Below are 16,446 nucleotides of genomic sequence, written 5' to 3'. Positions count from 1 at the left end.
CCGATAACCACAGCCCTGCTCATGCCTCGCTGCCCAGTCTTCGAACGCACCCTAAGTCGCTGCGGCGCCACTCCCAATGCCTGGGCGAATAAAGTCAGGGCCATGAAAGTGGCCTAAGAACCAATTCCATCTTAGTCTTGGGAGGCAACAGTCACATCATATTTCTCTCCAAACCTGCATCACAGGAAAGAGAAATGACTGCCCGCAGAACCATAACAAACCCTGAACTTGACGAAATATACTCCTCCGCGCCTTTTGATTATGACTTCGAAACCTTGCTCTCATGGAAACAGCCTTTCACAATACCAATAACGCCGCCAGACATAACAGCGCTTACTGACAATGCGCTTTTGGAGAGCGCTGAAAGTATTGCGCAGAATGTGATCAACAGCATTGAAACGTCTTCCTGCGGGGGAACCCGGTCTTGCAACCTACTTGGAAAAGCAGTATCTAGACATTGACCAGACTCACAGCGAAACCGCCGGCAAGCTCTTTGCAAAAAAGGCACTGCTCCTGCTTCTTTACAGCGAAATTCGTCGTCAGGCAGGCCAGCACACAGACCTCTACAACGGCATTCATGTTTACGCCCCAAACGACCAGACCTTGGCCCAGTTTTTCGAGGTCACGGCATACGTATACATCGAAGAAGAAAGCGAATTCTTCATAATTGAAGAGGCATTGTACAAACTCGCAATCAGCCTCACTGCCGCCCAAATCGAAATTGTGCTGAAGCGTTGCCTGAAGAAGGTTTTGAGAGAGCTGGAAAAAACTCACCATACAGCAACATCAGTTCTACAAAACAGAAACCAGGAGCGCCCTCACAGCAACACCATCATCCTGACGACGAACCCAACAATTCAATTAGGCACAACCCAAGGCCCCATAGCAATAAGTCGATACATTGAATTCGGACTGAAGTATGCAGGACGTAGACTGATTAACATGGCCGAAGCTGCAGCATTGCGAATTTTCAGACTGGGTATCGGCGGTGTCCTTTACTCCCCTGAACTAGGGAACTCTGACCTGTACCATGATTCGGCCTTGAGCATCCCGGCAGAGCTGCTGATCCCTGACCTACCCGAGAACCTTAATGAGCTTGCTACAACCGAAGGTCTCCTTGAGTCCCCGCTTCGAATCCACACTGACCTCGACACCTACATCCTTACGAGGCATCTGAGTACAGCAGATGCAGCGCACCAGATACCCGTGCGCGCCCTCATATTCGATGAAGCGAGTAACAGTTACGTCTCGGTCCCATCAAGGGACTTCCCGATACGACTTACATTCCCCATTCATGTCGCTGGTGGCTCTTCGACCACATCTCCAGGCATACCCGTCAAGCCCAACCCCTATAAGGGTGTAAATCTCGAAACGGCCAGCAGCGCGGCGACGCCCTTCCCCGCAAATGAACCCCAAAATCCCAGAGATTGCATTTACTGCTTCCCGGTAGAGTCTGGCCTGCCGCCGTTATATATCGTATTCAATTCGCCGTATCCCGGCGCTACAACTATAGGCACATACAGCGGCAGGGCCTACAATCCAGACAAAGCAGGCGGGCCTATCGAACGCCTGGACTGGCGAGAAGCCACCTTCACCCAAGCGGGAGTCGACCTTGTAAAATTACACATAAGTCGCTTCGATCCATCTGAAGCTAATGTCGTCATGATAGATAGGCTTGAAAAAATCTTACACGGCAAGATAGCACCTACTGACACAGACAAGCGATTTGTCACCCATGAACTGAGGGAGCTTGAGCGCTTCCGCGCCCTCGGTATCGCTGATAGAATTCTGCCAAACGATCATGGAGAGGCGTGGAACAACACTCACGCCGCCACTCTAGAAGACTACCAACTTAGCTCAGAAGCCGAACTACTATATACACCAGAGGCTTTGGAAGCAGACCGAAAACAACTTCAAAGAGATTACTAATGAACACCATAGACGACATAGTACAAAACGAAGCACCTAGGGACGTCATTTTATTCCTCACTCGAGGAAACAGCATTTCCCACCCGCAAATAGACAGATTATACGAGCGTAACAACTGGGTTTCTCTTGGCAACTGCCTCGGCCTGATCGATCTAATAAAAAAGATGCACTCCGATGGATTAATAGTACAAAAAGGCGGCGGGTACTCGAAAGGCCCCAAATGGACCCCTCCCCAATTTTTCCTAGAGAAAAAATACAAATTCACTCAGCCTTGAGCACGAGGTCGATGAATGCGACTGCCCTCTAATTAAAAATAGCAACTCTAACAAGTTGAACTGGGCAGCTTGACGTCACAACACGGCGCCGGCTGCCAAATTAGAGCGCGACAACACCAGCACCTTGGCGCCAAAGTCCTTCCCCGCATCCAGCACAACCTCAAGCTGACTAGTGCGCTGCATGGTGATCGCCGGCTTTGGCAGCGGCTGCCTGCCTGCCTGCCTGCCTGCCTGCCTGCCTGCCTGAGCATGGGGTGGCGCCGAATCGTGAAACAAGTGCACAGGCCACTCATCCTGCTGAACTTGGATCCTATTCACTGAACGGGTATGCTCGCGGCAATAGCCAATTGCCATCATTCAGGCATGCACCACGCCTGAACTTCAAGGACGAGCCCTTTGCCCAGCAACTCTACCCGCCACACGATCGCCCGCCAGTGGCAACTGCTCAAATTGCTGCCCGACCGCCATCCGGGCATGAGCTCCACACAGTTGCAGGCCGCGTTGGCCAAGGTCGGCTACAAGACCAGCAAACGCACGGTGGAACGTGACCTCAATGAGCTTGCGTCGCTGTTCCATTTACGCTGCAACAACAAGGGCATGCCCTACGGCTGGTACTGGCAGCCAGGCCGCAACCTGGGTGAGGCTCAACTGCTGCAGCCGGATGCGCTCTGCCCTGCCCGGCAGATCGAATTGCGCGCCTGGGTGGATGACGCCCTCGCGCGGCGCCTGGAAGACCAGCCCTTGTCAGATGACATGCGCCTGGCCCCGCACGGCAACGGCGGGGCGACCCTGGATGCCACTGTCGACGACAGCCGCGCGTTGATGGGCTGGCTGCTGTCCCAGGCGGGCTCCATACGTGTACAGGCGCCAGAGGCATTGCGCACAGCCGTGATCGAGCAGTTGCGCCAAAGCCTGGCCCTGCACGACGGCGGCCACTAAGCGCCAGGTGACGCCATCAGGAGGGCAATATAGGCTTGCGTGACCGCGCGAGGCAGGCGTAGCCCAGGCCCAGCACACTGAGCCCCAGCACACCAAGCAGCACCATCAGCTCCCGGCTGTAGCGCGCCACCAACGCCGGGAAACCGATGAATTCTCGATACACCTGCACATCCGCCACACCGTCGGCATGGCTGATGCTGATACCCCCCTGGCGGATCTGCGAGTAGTCGGCATCGAAATACACCCACACCTTGCACGCCCGGCCTTGCTCGATGACCGGGATCTCGACCATGGGCGTGGAGGCCTCGTAGAGGGTGTCGTTGCCTGAACCGTCGCGCACTTGCACCAAACCCTTGGCCGGCAGGCGCACCTTGACCTCGCGCACCTCGGTGTGACCGGTGTTGCGCAGCTCTATGAGCAAGCCGGTACGGTGGTCCACCAACCCGGCCTCGAACGGTTTGGCGAACAGTTGGGCGTAGGGTGCCTGGGCCAGGTCGATCAGCCTGTCGACCTGATCCTGGCTCAGCGCCCCCTGGCCAATGCCGGCGATGCGAGGCTGCAGCCGCTCGTACTTGAGCTGTTCGTTGGTCTTGCTGATGCGCTCGCTGAACTGGCTTGGGTAGGTGAGGTAGGAATAGGTCAGGGAAGCTTCGAGGCGGGCGTTGTCCTTGAGCACCACGTAGGCCACCAGCCAGACCATCAGGCCAAGCAACAGGGCTACGAGCAGTTTCCCGATTTTGTCCCAACTCAACGGTAGGTTTCCTTCTGTCACGGCATGGACGGTTCGGCGGCCACAAAGGGTGCCAAGTTCAGCGTCGCCAGGCAAGCACTCAGTGGCCCCTTCCCGCTTCAGGCGAACCGTTCGACCTGCGCCTGTGTACGGCGCATCAGCACCTTGCCGTGGCGCACCGACACCAGCGCATGGCCCTGGCTGCGCACCATCTCATAGTCGTCCGGCGCCGACAGCAACAAAAGGTTCGCCGGGCGCCCCACCTCGATGCCGTAGCGCTCGCCAAGGTTGAGCGTGCGCGCACTGTTGTCGGTGATCAGGTCCAGGCAACGTTGCAGGTCTTCGTAGCCCAGCATGTGGCAGATGTGCAGCCCTGCCTCGAGTATGCGCAGGATGTTGCCGTTGCCCAGCGGGTACCAGGGGTCGACGATCGAATCCTGGCCGAAGCACACGTTCATGCCTGCCCGGTCGATCTCGGCCACACGCGTCAGCCCGCGGCGTTTGGGGTAGCTGTCGAAGCGCCCCTGCAAGTGGATGCTCTCGGTCGGGCACGAAACGAAATTGATGCCCGACATTTTCAACAGGCGGAACAGTTTGGAGCAGTAGGCATTGTCATAGGAACCCATGGCCGTGGTGTGGCTTGCGGTCACCCGTGCCCCCATCCCGCGCACCCGCGCTTCTTCGGCCAGCACCTCGAGGAAGCGCGACTGCGGGTCGTCGGTCTCGTCGCAATGCACGTCCACCAGGCAGCCCGTACGCTCGGCCAGCTCCATGAGGAATTTCACTGACGACACGCCCTGGTCGCGGGTGTTCTCGAAATGGGGAATGCCGCCGACCACGTCGGCGCCCATCGCCACCGCCTCGGTCATCAACGCACGGCCGTTGGCGTACGACTCGATGCCTTCCTGCGGGAACGCGACGATCTGCAGGTCGATCAGCTCGCGCACCTCCTCACGCACCTCGACCATCGCCTTGAGCGCCGTGAGCTTGGGGTCGGTCACATCCACATGGGTACGCACATGCTGGATGCCATGGTCCACGAGCATGCCGATGGTCTTCTTGGCGCGGGTCTTGATGTCGTCGTGGGTGGTGATTGCCTTGCGCTCGGCCCAGCGCTCGATCCCCTCGAACAGCGTGCCGCTCATGTTCCAGTTCGGCTCACCGGCGGTCAAAGTGGCATCGAGGTGAATGTGCGGCTCGACGAAGGGGGGCAACACCAGGTTCTGTTGGGCGTCCAGGTCGTCGGGGCTGGCGGGCATGACGGCATTGGCCTGGGGCACAATGGCGGCGATACGCTCGCCGTCCAGTTCGATGCGCATCAGGCCGGGCTTACCGCGCAGTCGTGCGTTGATGATGTTCATGGAGTTACTCCTTGCCTTGGGCTTCGGTCATGCGCCATATCAGCATAGCGACCGCAGCGTTCATACGGAAAAGCGGGTCGTCCAGGGACTGCCCGCTCAGTTGTTCGATGCGTTGCATCCGTTGGTTGATGGTGTTGCGGTGCAAACCCAGGCGCTGCCCGGCCTTGAGACCGTTGCCGTTTTCCTTGAGCAGCGCGTCGAGGGTGTGCAGCAGTGCGTTGGGCTGTTTACGCCCGGGGGCGCGCAGCGGGCCGAGGGTCTGGGCGACGAAGTCATCGATCAGCGAACGGTCGACGATGCCCTGCAGCAGGCGCAATACACCGAGCTCGCTGAAGTCGCACAAGCCGGTGGCCGGGCGCAGGTTTTGCGCCACCTCCAGGGCCTGACGCGCCTGGTTGAGGGCTTGGCGGTAATGGCCACAGTCCTCGGCGAGGCTCGACAGGCCCATGAACAGCCCCATCTCACCTGCCTGCGCGGCCAACTGCCGGTGCAGGCCGGCCAAGGCTGCACGCAAGTCCGGGGTATCGGGCAGCAGCAACACGAACAGGTCACCGGCCAGTTGCGCGGTGACCGCGCCGGCCCGGGCCCGGCACCAGGCTTCAAGCTGGTCTTCCAGGGTTTGGCGGGTGTCCTGCCACAGGCGTTCGCCTGTGGCCAGGCCATGCCGCTCGAACAGCCCGTCGACCGCCGACAAGCGCAACGCCACCAAACGCCGCGGCCCGTCCAGGTCGAGCTGCAGGTGCGCGGCCCGCTGGCGGGCGATGGCCAGGCTTGGATAGTCACCGGTCAGCAGTTGCCCGAGGATGTCGTTGCGCGAGCGGCGCACCTGGGCCATCTGTACCAGTGCGGTACCGATCAGGTGGGTGACCACCACCATCTTCAGGGCATAGGGCTGCTCGATCAGTGGCAGCCCCAACTGCTCGGCGCGCTCGATTACCGCGGCCGGAATACACTGGATGAAGGTACCGCCCGTGAGGATCACCATGCCGGCGATACCCACCGCATCGCCGTCTTCGACCAGGCTCAGCAGGTTGCCCTCGCCACGAGGGTGGTTGATGCCGGTGACGAACACCAGCTCACCGCCCATCACCCATTCGGCGATGCCCTCGTTCTCCGCCACGTAGGGCCAGCGCACCCGCCGCTGCAGGTTGCGTGCACCAGCCCGCACGCTCATCTCGTGCAGGCCGGGCAGCTGCAGGATCTCTTCCAGGGCCAGGCTCACGGCTCGACCCGCGCCTGGCCCAGTGCCCGGCGTCGGCCGCCGAGCTCAAGCAGCACGATGTAGCACAGCGCCGAGGCACCGATGCCCACCAATGGCGCCACCCAGGGCGAGGCATAGGCCGCCAGCGCACCGACCCCATAGGCGAACAGCCCCAGCAGGTTGTAGCGCGGCAGGCTGACCGTGGCCAGGGCCGGATACTTGCCACGGTGGCGGTACCAGAAGTCGGCCATGATCACCCCACCCACCGGCGGGATGATCGAACCCAGCAATACCAGGAAGGGAATCAGCAACTCGTACATGCCACCGATCGCCAACACGATGCCTACCCCTGCCGCCACCAGCGTTGCCGTGCGCCGGCGTTCGCTGCGCACCAGGTGACACGCTGCGGCGGCAACGTTGTAGATGGTTGGCCCCTGGATGGTCCACAGGTTGAGGCAGAGCATGACCACCGCTGCGAACGAAAGCCCTTGCAGCATCATCACTTCGACGATGTCGGCCTGCTGATAGACCATCGCGCACCAGGCGCCGGCCACGACCATCAGCCCGTTGCCGAGCAGAAATGCCACCACACTGGCCGTCACCGCCACCCGCCCGCTGCGCGACAGGCGCGTCCAGTTGGTGGCTTGGGTGGCGCCGCTGGCAAAAGTGCCGAAGACCATGGTCACCGCCGCCGAAAAAGTCATGGTTTCATGCGGTACCAGTGCCGCCAGTTGCTGCAGGCCACCCACGTCACGGGTGGCGATTACCATGGAAACGATCAACAGGACGAACATCAGCGGTACCGATACCCGCGACAGCAGGTCCAGCCCCTTGAAACCGACCATTGCCGTGATGCTGAAGCCCAACCCGAACAGCACCATCAACGGCACGGTGAAGCCCTCGGCAAGCCCAAGCAGTTTGACCAGCACGATCGCCACAGTGGCCGTGCCCCACGCATACCAGCCCAGTTCGGCGAAGCCGAGCAGGAAGTCCGACAGCCGGCTGCCGGCCTCGCCGAAGCAGAAGCGCCCCATCAGTACAGTGTTGAGCCCGCTGCGCGAAGCGATGAACGCCAGCGCGGCGGCGTAAAGGGCCAGCAGCGTGTTGCCGAGGGTGGCGATCCAGAGCATGTCGATGAACCCGAAGGCCATGCCCAGCTTGCCCCCGGCGAACATCGTGCCGGTGAAGAAGGTGAAACTGAACAGGACCATGGCGATTGGGAGAAGGCCCTTGCGGGCGTGCTGCGGCGCCTCGCAAAGCGGGAATTCGGAGGGGGAACTCATTGTCAGGTGCTCCGGGTTTAGGTTGGAGCAGCCAGAGCAATATACGGGCCGCTTTTTGCTGGCCGATGTACGGCGAAATAGCAGGCGCACGGCATGACAAATAGTGTGCAGGTTGCACAGAATGGTCCGTTCTTGATGGTTTTTTATGTGCCTGTTGACTCAATTTGAGGCCGAGGCGCACCAAAGCAGGACGCGGCTGGGTAGTTTTCACCCGGCCGCCCTCAAGTACGACGCGGCCGATCAGACCGGCGCTGTGCGTGGCATCAGTTCATAGGGATGCTTCCAGCCCGGCAGCGCCTGGATACGCGCTTTCCACGCTTCAATATGGGTGAACTGTGCCAACGGGATGCCGGTATCTTCCGGCATGAACACATAGCCCGCCAGCGACAGGTCGGCGATGGTCAGGCGCCCATCGACCATATAGGGCGTTTTCGCCAGGTGCGCATCGACCACCCGGTAAGCAGCCGTGGCGCGCTCGCGAAGAAACTGGGTTACCGGTGTTTCGCCAGCGTTCTTCAGGCAGAAAATGAACCGCAGCGCCGCGTAATAGGCAGTGAACTTGTGGTTGTCGAACAGCATCCAGCGCCAGATTTCGCGCTTTTCGTTGTCATCGCGCGGGCCGAACTGGCCGGTGCGTTCGGCGAGGTATTCAAGGATCAGCGCCGACTGGGTGATCTTCTGGCCCGCATGCTCCAGCACCGGCACCTCGCCCTGCTCGTTGACCTCATCACGCCAGCTTTGCTCACGAGTCTGGCCGTTGAAGAAATCGACGAACACCGGCTGCCAGGCCTGGCCGGTGAGTTCGAGCATGAGGGCAGCTTTATAAGCATTACCGGATTCGGCGAAGCAGTGCAGTTTGTAGTCGGGCATGGTGGTCCTTCATTTTCCCAGGGTCGATGGCGCTGTTGGTGGGGATCGCAAATGGGTCGTCAAGCCGAGCAGACCACGCCCGCTCGACACGGTCAATGCAATACGCGCAAAGTAGAGTGATACCCCCTCATGCCAGGATGGCCCGTATGCCCTACCCCACACTCCCTTGCTCCCTGAGCACCCCGCGCACCCGCCTGGTGCGCCCCGACCCGGCCCTTGCAGCGCAACTGCGCCAGGCCCTGCTCGAAAGCTACACCCTGCACCAACCCTTCCTGGCCTGGGCCAAACCTGACTGGACGCTGCAGGAAGTGTGCGAGAGCCTGCAACTGAGTGCCCGCGAATTTCTCGACCCCGCAGCCGAAAAGCGGTACTTCGTGCTGCACGCGGACAGTGACGCAGTCATCGGCTGCATCGGCCTGCGCCCGGGCAACGCTGAGTACGAGGTAGGTTACTGGGCCAGCCAGGCGTTCAGTGGCAAGGGGCTGATGCGCGAAGCATTGACCGGCCTGCTCGATGCCATCGCAACGCCGGTGTGGCTGACCACCGATATCGACAACCAGGCCAGCCAGCGCCTGGCAGAGCGCGCCGGTTTCGTCATAGCCGGCTCCAGGCTCACCGAACTCGATCCGAGCATGCCACGCCCGCTGTATCGACGCTCACCAGCATAAGGGCTGGAAGCTTTGTCAATCCGCGCTCGACGGTAATGTTCCACCAAGGGAACTACCACCCCAGTTGCGCCATCTTACTCACTGAGTGGTATTTCCCTTGGGCTTCACGCTATTGGAGAACACGCTATGCGCCACCTATTCCTCGCACCTGCATTGCTGCTCCTGCTGCCTGCCGGTGCTGCCATGGCCCGCGTCGATGCGGGCGACGTCGCTACCTCGGCCGGTGTATCCGCCTCGCTGTATTCGACTTTCAAGGATGACAAACGGATCATCCCCGCCCGTGACGAGCTGTCTGCATTCGTCGCCAGCGGTGGTGCGATTCGTGGCGCCTATGTGGAGTCGGCGCTGGAACAGGCACGCAAGGACAATCCTGGCTTGCAGGCCAGCGATGAAGAGCTGGCCCGAGCCATATTGTCCCAAGATGACCCAATGGCTCACCACTGAGGCCTGTATGACTTTCTCGCGGGCCGCCCCCCGGGGCGTGCCCGCGAAAAGGCTGCATTTGCCCGGGCAGGTACACGCTTGAGGGGCTAGGCTCAACGGTCCACCACGACAAGGAAGAACCGATGCCTTTGCCCCGCCCTCCCCACGCCATCGCCCTGGCGCTTTTGATCGCCTGTACCCAGGCAACCGCTGCCCAACCTTCTCCCCAGGACCTGCTCAAGCAAGCCCAAGGCGAACAGGCAGCCTACCTTGAAACCCTCAAGAGCCTGGTTTCGGTCGACACCGGTACCGGCACCGAGCCCGGCCTTGAACAAGTCAGCGCCGCGCTGGTCAAGCGCCTCGAGGCATTGGGTGCCCAGGTGCAAACCCACTCCGCCAAACCGTCAGTGGGCGACAACATCGTCGGCACCTTCAAAGGTACCGGCAGCAAAGATTTCCTGCTCATGGTCCACTACGACACCGTCTTCGTCCCTGGCACCGTGGCCAAGCGCCCGTTCCGCGTGGATGGCCCACGCGCCTACGGCCCGGGCGTTGCCGACGCCAAGGGTGGCGTGGCGATGATCCTGCATGCACTCAAACTGCTGCAACAGCAAGAGTTCAAGGGTTACCGCACGCTCACCGTGCTGTTCAACCCGGATGAGGAAATGGGTTCGGCCGGGTCGAAGCAGATCATCGCCGAACTGGCGCGCAAGCATGACTACGTGTTCTCTTACGAGCCACCGGACAAGGACGCCGTGACGGTCGCCACCAATGGCATCAACCGCCTCAGGCTCGAGGTCAAGGGCCGTGCCTCGCACGCAGGCTCGGCCCCCGAGGAGGGGCGCAACGCGTTGACCGAACTGGCCCATCAGTTGCTCCAGCTCAATGACCTGGGTGATGCCAGCAAAGGCACCACGGTGAACTGGACCCTGGCCAAAGCCGGCGAAAAGGCCAACATCATCCCGGCATTGGCCACTGCCGAAGCGGACATGCGCTACTCGGACCTGAGCGAGACCGACCGGGTGCAGAGCGACGCTCAGCGCATCGTGAAAAAACTGCTGGTCGCCGATACCCAAGCGACCGTCACCGTCGAAAAAGGCCGCCCACCCCTGGCACGCAATGACGCATCGGCGAAGCTGGCCCAGACTGCCCAGCAGCTGTACGCCAAAGTCGGCCACAAGATTGAGCCGATTGCCATGCGCTTCGGCACCGATGCCGGCTATGCCTACGTACCGGGCAGCGACAAGCCTGCGGTGCTGGAAACCCTGGGCGTGGTCGGCGCGGGGCTGCATGGGGACGATGAGTACATCGAGCTGAACAGTGTGGCGCCGCGCTTGTACTTGACGGTCGCGATGATCCGGCATCTGGCGCAATAAAGGTATTTCTGTCACGACCCTGAGGGCGCCGGCAAACCGGCGCCCTCAGGGTCACTTCACCCCCACCCGTCCATGCGCATGGTCGCCCGCACCAGCCGCTGCTCCTCCTGCTCGATCTCGCGCAAACTGTCGCGAATCCCGTTGATGTGCTCTCGCGCCGCCCGCTGCGCCTGCTCCGGCAATTGCTCCATCACTGCGTGATACAACCGCGCGTGCTGGCGGTCGATCTGGCGCTTCTGCGCGGGGCGGCAATACAGGTTGTTGACCGATGCGAACACCGTGCTCAAGGTCAGGTCGCTGAGCGACTGCAGGGTGTGCACCAGCACCGGGTTGTGCGAGGCCTCGCTGATTGCCCGGTGGAATGCATGGTCGCGGTGGGCGTGCTCACGCGCATCCAGCCCTTCGGGCGCTGCGTGGGCGGCGAGCATGTCTTCGTAGCGACGGCGGATCAGCAGGCGGTCCACATCGGTGGCACGCAACGCTGCCAGGCGTGCGGACTCGGCCTCGAGCAGCGCGCGCACTTCCAACAGGTCGAACAAAGTGCGCGGTTGCGAGCTGAACAGGTGCATCAGCGGGGTGACGCCCACCTGCTGCCCGGTCAGGTCGGCGACGAACGAACCGCGCCCCTGCTCGGTGTCGATGATGCCGCGCCCGCGCAGGATGCGCAGGCCTTCACGCAGTGCCGAGCGCGAACAGCCGAGCTTTTCCACCAGGCGTCGCTCCGAAGGCAAGGCCTGCCCCACCTTGAGCACACCCTCGACGATCAACCGTTCGACCCGCTCGGCAACCTGGTCGGCGACCTTGGCCTTGCCTTCAGCAACCATGTGCACCCCCTCAACTGGTAGGACCACTTCCATAGCTTGCGCCAATCTACGCATCCCAACCGGTAAATAACCAGCACCTGCCGAAAAAACTGGTAGGACCAGTGCGCTGCAGGCTCGACCTGAGGCAACGGGGCGCGCAGGCTGCGGGGGTGAACGGTTTACCCACAACAACAAAAACTGCCGTTGAGTGAGCCTGATGAACATTCTCTACGACGAACGGGTCGATGGCGCGCTGCCTGCCGTGGACCAGCCGGCCCTGCTGCAGGCCTTGCGTGAAGCGCTGCCCGACCTTGAGATCCTGCATCGGGGCGAAGACCTCACACCTTACGAATGCGACGGCCTCTCTGCTTACCGCACCGTGCCCCTGATGGTGGTGCTGCCCGAGCGTCTGGAGCAGGTGCAGACGTTACTCCGGCTCTGCCACCTACGCGGCGTACCCGTCGTGGCGCGTGGCGCCGGCACGGGCTTGTCAGGCGGCGCATTGCCACTGGCCAAGGGCATCCTGCTGGTCATGGCACGCTTCAACCGCATTCTTGAAGTCAACCCGCAAGGCCGTTTCGCCCGGGTTCAGCCGGGGGTGCGCAACCTGGCCATTTCCCACGCAGCGGCGCCCTATGGCCTTTACTACGCGCCAGACCCCTCTTCGCAAATCGCCTGCTCCATCGGCGGCAATGTCGCTGAAAACGCCGGAGGCGTGCACTGCCTGAAGTACGGTTTGACCGTACACAACCTGCTCAAGGTGGAGATCCTCACCGTCGAAGGCGAACGCCTGACCTTGGGCAGCGATGCCCTCGACAGCCCAGGCTTCGACTTGCTGGCACTGTTCACCGGTTCCGAAGGCATGCTCGGGATCGTCACCGAAGTGACCGTCAAACTGCTGCCCAAGCCCCAGGTCGCCCGGGTCCTGCTGGCCAGTTTCGACAGCGTGGAAGACGCCGGCCGGGCCGTGGCCGAAATCATCGCTGCCGGGATCATCCCCGGTGGCCTGGAAATGATGGACAACCTGGCGATCCGCGCCGCCGAAGACTTCATCCACGCCGGCTACCCGGTAGAGGCTGCGGCGATCCTTTTGTGCGAACTCGATGGTGTCGAGGCCGACGTGCAGGACGACTGCGAGCGTGTGGCAGCAGTACTACAGCAGGCCGGCGCCCGCGAGGTGCGCCTGGCCTGCGACGAGGCCGAGCGCGTGCGCTTCTGGGCAGGCCGCAAGAACGCATTCCCTGCGGTGGGGCGCATCTCGCCGGACTACTACTGCATGGACGGGACCATCCCGCGCCGCGAACTGCCGCGCGTGCTCAAGGGCATCAGCGAACTGTCCGCGCAGTACGGCCTGCGCGTTGCCAACGTGTTCCACGCCGGCGACGGCAACATGCACCCACTGATCCTGTTCGATGCCAACCTGCCCGGCGAACTGGAACGCGCCGAAGCCATCGGCGGGCGCATCCTTGAACTGTGCGTGGCAGTGGGCGGCAGCATCACCGGCGAGCATGGCGTGGGCCGCGAGAAAATCAACCAGATGTGCGCGCAGTTCAACAGCGACGAAATCACCCTGTTCCATGCCGTGAAGGCAGCGTTCGATCCCAAAGGGCTGCTCAACCCGGGCAAGAACATCCCCACCCTGCACCGCTGCGCCGAGTTCGGTGCCATGCATGTGCATCACGGCCAACTGCCCTTCCCTGACCTGGAGCGCTTCTGATGAGCCTGGACCGCGATATGAGCCAGGACCTGCTCGAACAGGTCAACCAGGCCTTGAACCTGAACACCCCGCTGCGCATTCAGGGCAGCAACAGCAAAGCCATGCTGGGGCGCCCGGTGGTCGGGGAGCTCGTCGATACCCGCGGCCACCGCGGCATCGTCAGTTACGACCCGACCGAGCTGGTGCTCACCGCTCGCGCCGGTACGCCACTGCAAGAGATCGAGGCGGCGCTGTTCGAGGCCGGGCAGATGCTGCCATGCGAACCGCCCCACCTCGGCGCCGGGGCGACCCTGGGCGGCATGGTAGCAGCGGGGCTGTCCGGGCCCCGTCGGCCCTGGGCCGGGTCGGTACGCGACTATGTGCTCGGCACGCGGGTCATTACCGGCCACGGCAAGCTGCTGCGCTTTGGCGGTGAGGTGATGAAAAACGTCGCCGGTTACGACGTCTCGCGGCTGATGGCCGGCAGCTTCGGCTGCCTGGGCCTGCTGACCGAAGTGTCGCTGAAGGTGCTGCCACGGCCGCGGCAATGCCTGAGCCTGCGCCTGCCGATGGACCGCCATCAGGCCCTGGCCGAACTGGCCGAATGGGGTCAGCAGCCGTTGCCGATCAGCGCAGCCTGCCACGACGGCGAAGCACTGTACCTGCGCCTGGAAGGCGGTGAAGGCTCGGTGCAATCGGCCCGCCAGCGCCTGGGCGGCGACGTGCTCGACAGCCCGTTCTGGAGTGACCTGCGCGAGCAGCGCCTGGCCTTCTTCGAGGGCCCCGAACCGCTGTGGCGCCTATCGGTGCCCATTGCCACCGCCGAACTGGACCTGCCGGGGCGCCAGCTGATCGACTGGGGCGGCGCGCAGCGCTGGCTGAAGTCCAACGCCCCCGCAGCGGCGATCCGCGAGCAGGTGACCAAGGCCGGCGGCCACGCCACCGGCTATGCCCAAGGCGAGCACAGCAGTGCACCACTGCCGGCCGCGCTGATGCGTTATCACCACGCCCTCAAGCGCCAACTCGACCCCCAGGGCTTGTTCAACCCTGGCCGCCTGCACCCGGACCTGTGAGGCCACGCCATGCAAACCAACCTGAGCGACACCGCCAAGCGCCTGGCCCGCGCCGAAGAGGCCGAGAGCATCCTGCGCGCATGCGTGCACTGTGGCTTCTGCACGGCCACCTGCCCCACCTACCAGTTGCTCGGCGATGAACTGGACGGACCGCGCGGGCGCATCTACCTGATCAAGCAAGTGCTCGAAGGTGCGCCGGTCACCGCCAGTACCCAACTGCACCTGGACCGCTGCCTGACCTGCCGCAACTGTGAGACCACCTGCCCGTCAGGGGTCAAATACCATGACCTGCTGGACATCGGCCGCGCCGTGGTCGAGCAGCAAGTGCCCCGCCCGGTCGGCCAGCGCCTGCTGCGCCAAGGTTTACGCGCAGTGGTGCCGCGCCCGGCGCTGTTCAAGGCGCTGACCCGCGCAGGCCAAGCCCTGCGCCCAGTCCTGCCGGGCACACTCAAGCGCAAGTTGCCCGCCCAGGTGGCCTCCCCTGGCAAACGCCCGGCGGTGCGCCATGCGCGCCGCGTGCTGCTGCTTGAAGGCTGCGTACAGCCGGCCCTGTCGCCCAACACCAACGCCGCCACCGCGCGGTTGCTGGACCGCCTGGGCATCAGCGTGGAACCTGCATTCGAAGCTGGCTGCTGCGGCGCGGTTGATTACCACCTCAATGCCCAAGAGCAAGGCCTGCAGCGTGCCCGGCGCAACATCGATGCCTGGTGGCCCGCCATCGAAGCGGGCGCCGAAGCCATCGTGCAGACCGCCAGCGGCTGCGGCGCCTTCGTGCGTGACTACGGCCACCTGCTGGAGAAGGATCCGCTTTACGCGGCCAAGGCAGCGCGGGTCAGTGCGCTATCGCGCGACCTGGTGGAAGTGCTGCGCGACGAGCCGGTCGAGCAACTGGGCGTGTGCGCCGACCAACGCCTGGCCTTTCATTGCCCGTGCACCCTGCAGCACGCCCTCAAGCTCGGCGGCCAGGTGGAGAGCCTGCTGGCCCGGCTTGGCTTCACCCTCACCGCAGTGCCCGACGGCCATTTGTGCTGCGGCTCTGCCGGGACCTACTCGCTGACCCAGCCCGAACTGTCGCGGCAACTGCGCGACAACCGACTCAACGCGCTGGAAAGCGGCAAGCCGCAACTCATCGCCACCGCCAACATCGGTTGCCAGACCCACCTCGACGGTGCCGGACGCACACCGGTACGGCACTGGATCGAAATCGTCGAAGCAGCCCTGAACCAGGAGAACAGCCATGCATAGCAAGTCCGTGATCGGCCAGGTCGAAGTTGCCCGCCTGCTTGCAGCCGCCCGCCAGGAGGCCCTGGCGCACCAGTGGAAGGTCACCATCGCGGTGGTCGACGACGGCGGCCATCCGCTTGGCCTGGAGCGCATGGACGGCTGCGCGGCAGCCAGCGCCTACATCGCCGTTGAAAAGGCTCGCAGCTCGGCCTTGGGCCGCAAGGAAACGCGCGATTACGAACAGATGGTCAACGGCGGGCGCACCGCGTTCGTCACCGCGCCGCTGCTGACCAGCCTGGAGGGCGGCGTGCCATTGCGGGTGGATGGCCAGGTGGTCGGCGCCATCGGTGTATCCGGGGTCAAGCCTGAACAGGATGCCCAAGTGGCCAAGGCCGGAGCGGCGGCCATCACGTAATCCGCGCCTTGACAGCTCACCGCCAACAGAAGAGCCGGGCCGCGGTTGGCTTTTGCAGGTCGACCGCTTGCAAGCCACCCAGCACCTCTCTACACGTTCAGAAAATTCCTACCCAACCTCTCGGAAGCGTCCTACTTGCCGCGCACCACCATGGGAAACATGATCGGCACTTGTGTCCCA

The 16,446-nt window shown here is 62.7% G+C and carries 15 protein-coding genes; 9 read left to right on the top strand and 6 right to left on the bottom strand.

Annotated elements, in window-relative coordinates; genetic code table 11:
* Positions 1 to 393 precede the first annotated feature (393 nt).
* The gene (locus NGJ21_RS16065; protein ID WP_251962385.1) at positions 394 to 1,929 is read left to right on the top strand and encodes an S-type pyocin domain-containing protein; all 1,536 of its coding nucleotides are present in this window, start codon (positions 394 to 396) and stop codon (positions 1,927 to 1,929) included.
* Positions 1,930 to 2,600: 671 nt separating this feature from the next.
* A complete protein-coding gene (locus NGJ21_RS16060) occupies positions 2,601 to 3,143 on the top strand; it encodes a WYL domain-containing protein (RefSeq protein WP_251962384.1) in 543 nt (180 codons plus the stop codon).
* A 16-nt stretch (positions 3,144 to 3,159) separates the two neighbouring features.
* Here the strand turns inward: NGJ21_RS16060 and NGJ21_RS16055 are convergent, their stop codons facing one another.
* The 5 genes from NGJ21_RS16055 to NGJ21_RS16035 all read right to left on the bottom strand — a co-directional run bounded on the left by NGJ21_RS16055 (position 3,160) and on the right by NGJ21_RS16035 (position 8,588).
* Positions 3,160 to 3,894: a hypothetical protein gene (locus tag NGJ21_RS16055; RefSeq protein ID WP_119688812.1), complete on the bottom strand. Its 735-nt coding sequence runs from the start codon at positions 3,892 to 3,894 to the stop codon at positions 3,160 to 3,162.
* Between the two features lie 98 nt (positions 3,895 to 3,992).
* A complete protein-coding gene (codA, locus tag NGJ21_RS16050) occupies positions 3,993 to 5,234 on the bottom strand; it encodes a cytosine deaminase (protein ID WP_251962383.1) in 1,242 nt (413 codons plus the stop codon).
* A 4-nt stretch (positions 5,235 to 5,238) separates the two neighbouring features.
* Complete coding sequence (locus NGJ21_RS16045; protein WP_251962382.1) at positions 5,239 to 6,456, bottom strand: PucR family transcriptional regulator; 1,218 nt, start codon at positions 6,454 to 6,456, stop codon at positions 5,239 to 5,241.
* Positions 6,453 to 7,718 (bottom strand): cytosine permease, encoded by a 1,266-nt coding sequence (gene codB, locus NGJ21_RS16040; RefSeq protein ID WP_012314097.1) that lies wholly within the window; start codon positions 7,716 to 7,718, stop codon positions 6,453 to 6,455. The genes NGJ21_RS16045 and codB overlap by 4 nt, the downstream gene beginning before the upstream one ends.
* A gap of 240 nt (positions 7,719 to 7,958) precedes the next feature.
* The gene (locus NGJ21_RS16035; RefSeq protein ID WP_174141455.1) at positions 7,959 to 8,588 is read right to left on the bottom strand and encodes a glutathione S-transferase family protein; all 630 of its coding nucleotides are present in this window, start codon (positions 8,586 to 8,588) and stop codon (positions 7,959 to 7,961) included.
* Positions 8,589 to 8,734: 146 nt separating this feature from the next.
* Here NGJ21_RS16035 and NGJ21_RS16030 point away from each other — a divergent pair, with 146 nt between their 5' ends.
* The 3 genes from NGJ21_RS16030 to NGJ21_RS16020 all read left to right on the top strand — a co-directional run bounded on the left by NGJ21_RS16030 (position 8,735) and on the right by NGJ21_RS16020 (position 11,055).
* Complete coding sequence (locus tag NGJ21_RS16030) at positions 8,735 to 9,256, top strand: GNAT family N-acetyltransferase (protein ID WP_119688808.1); 522 nt, start codon at positions 8,735 to 8,737, stop codon at positions 9,254 to 9,256.
* Positions 9,257 to 9,382: 126 nt separating this feature from the next.
* Complete coding sequence (locus NGJ21_RS16025) at positions 9,383 to 9,700, top strand: DUF2388 domain-containing protein (protein WP_012314094.1); 318 nt, start codon at positions 9,383 to 9,385, stop codon at positions 9,698 to 9,700.
* A gap of 122 nt (positions 9,701 to 9,822) precedes the next feature.
* Complete coding sequence (locus tag NGJ21_RS16020; RefSeq protein ID WP_251962381.1) at positions 9,823 to 11,055, top strand: M20/M25/M40 family metallo-hydrolase; 1,233 nt, start codon at positions 9,823 to 9,825, stop codon at positions 11,053 to 11,055.
* A 56-nt stretch (positions 11,056 to 11,111) separates the two neighbouring features.
* On the opposite strand, the gene glcC is transcribed toward NGJ21_RS16020, so the two are convergent.
* The gene (glcC, locus tag NGJ21_RS16015) at positions 11,112 to 11,879 is read right to left on the bottom strand and encodes a transcriptional regulator GlcC (protein ID WP_115275091.1); all 768 of its coding nucleotides are present in this window, start codon (positions 11,877 to 11,879) and stop codon (positions 11,112 to 11,114) included.
* Between the two features lie 196 nt (positions 11,880 to 12,075).
* Here glcC and glcD point away from each other — a divergent pair, with 196 nt between their 5' ends.
* Genes glcD through NGJ21_RS15995 form a run of 4 tightly spaced genes read left to right on the top strand, consistent with a single transcriptional unit; the run spans position 12,076 to position 16,266 of the window.
* Positions 12,076 to 13,575 (top strand): glycolate oxidase subunit GlcD, encoded by a 1,500-nt coding sequence (gene glcD, locus NGJ21_RS16010; RefSeq protein WP_174141451.1) that lies wholly within the window; start codon positions 12,076 to 12,078, stop codon positions 13,573 to 13,575.
* Complete coding sequence (gene glcE / locus NGJ21_RS16005; protein ID WP_115275093.1) at positions 13,575 to 14,627, top strand: glycolate oxidase subunit GlcE; 1,053 nt, start codon at positions 13,575 to 13,577, stop codon at positions 14,625 to 14,627. The genes glcD and glcE overlap by 1 nt, the downstream gene beginning before the upstream one ends.
* Before the next feature lie 9 nt (positions 14,628 to 14,636).
* Positions 14,637 to 15,872: a glycolate oxidase subunit GlcF gene (gene glcF, locus NGJ21_RS16000; protein WP_115275094.1), complete on the top strand. Its 1,236-nt coding sequence runs from the start codon at positions 14,637 to 14,639 to the stop codon at positions 15,870 to 15,872.
* Positions 15,865 to 16,266 carry a heme-binding protein gene (locus tag NGJ21_RS15995; RefSeq protein ID WP_046785513.1) on the top strand — a complete coding sequence of 134 codons (402 nt, stop codon included), beginning with the start codon at positions 15,865 to 15,867 and terminating at the stop codon, positions 16,264 to 16,266. The genes glcF and NGJ21_RS15995 overlap by 8 nt, the downstream gene beginning before the upstream one ends.
* Positions 16,267 to 16,446 lie beyond the last annotated feature (180 nt).

Source organism: Pseudomonas sp. Marseille-Q5299 (assembly GCF_943737035.1).
GTDB classification, from domain to species: Bacteria; Pseudomonadota; Gammaproteobacteria; order Pseudomonadales; family Pseudomonadaceae; genus Aquipseudomonas; species Aquipseudomonas putida_E.
Note: the sequence above shows the minus strand (reverse complement) of the source record. Positions and strands in the feature narration are given on the sequence as shown.

Coding starts and splice junctions, on each gene's coding strand:
- glcD (WP_174141451.1), top strand. CDS start 12,076: ATGAACATTCTCTACGACGAACGGGTCGATGGCGCGCTGCCTGCCGTG.
- glcF (WP_115275094.1), top strand. CDS start 14,637: ATGCAAACCAACCTGAGCGACACCGCCAAGCGCCTGGCCCGCGCCGAA.
- NGJ21_RS16025 (WP_012314094.1), top strand. CDS start 9,383: ATGCGCCACCTATTCCTCGCACCTGCATTGCTGCTCCTGCTGCCTGCC.
- NGJ21_RS16035 (WP_174141455.1), bottom strand. CDS start 8,588: ATGCCCGACTACAAACTGCACTGCTTCGCCGAATCCGGTAATGCTTAT.
- NGJ21_RS16020 (WP_251962381.1), top strand. CDS start 9,823: ATGCCTTTGCCCCGCCCTCCCCACGCCATCGCCCTGGCGCTTTTGATC.
- glcC (WP_115275091.1), bottom strand. CDS start 11,879: ATGGTTGCTGAAGGCAAGGCCAAGGTCGCCGACCAGGTTGCCGAGCGG.
- NGJ21_RS16030 (WP_119688808.1), top strand. CDS start 8,735: ATGCCCTACCCCACACTCCCTTGCTCCCTGAGCACCCCGCGCACCCGC.
- codA (WP_251962383.1), bottom strand. CDS start 5,234: ATGAACATCATCAACGCACGACTGCGCGGTAAGCCCGGCCTGATGCGC.
- glcE (WP_115275093.1), top strand. CDS start 13,575: ATGAGCCTGGACCGCGATATGAGCCAGGACCTGCTCGAACAGGTCAAC.
- codB (WP_012314097.1), bottom strand. CDS start 7,718: ATGAGTTCCCCCTCCGAATTCCCGCTTTGCGAGGCGCCGCAGCACGCC.
- NGJ21_RS15995 (WP_046785513.1), top strand. CDS start 15,865: ATGCATAGCAAGTCCGTGATCGGCCAGGTCGAAGTTGCCCGCCTGCTT.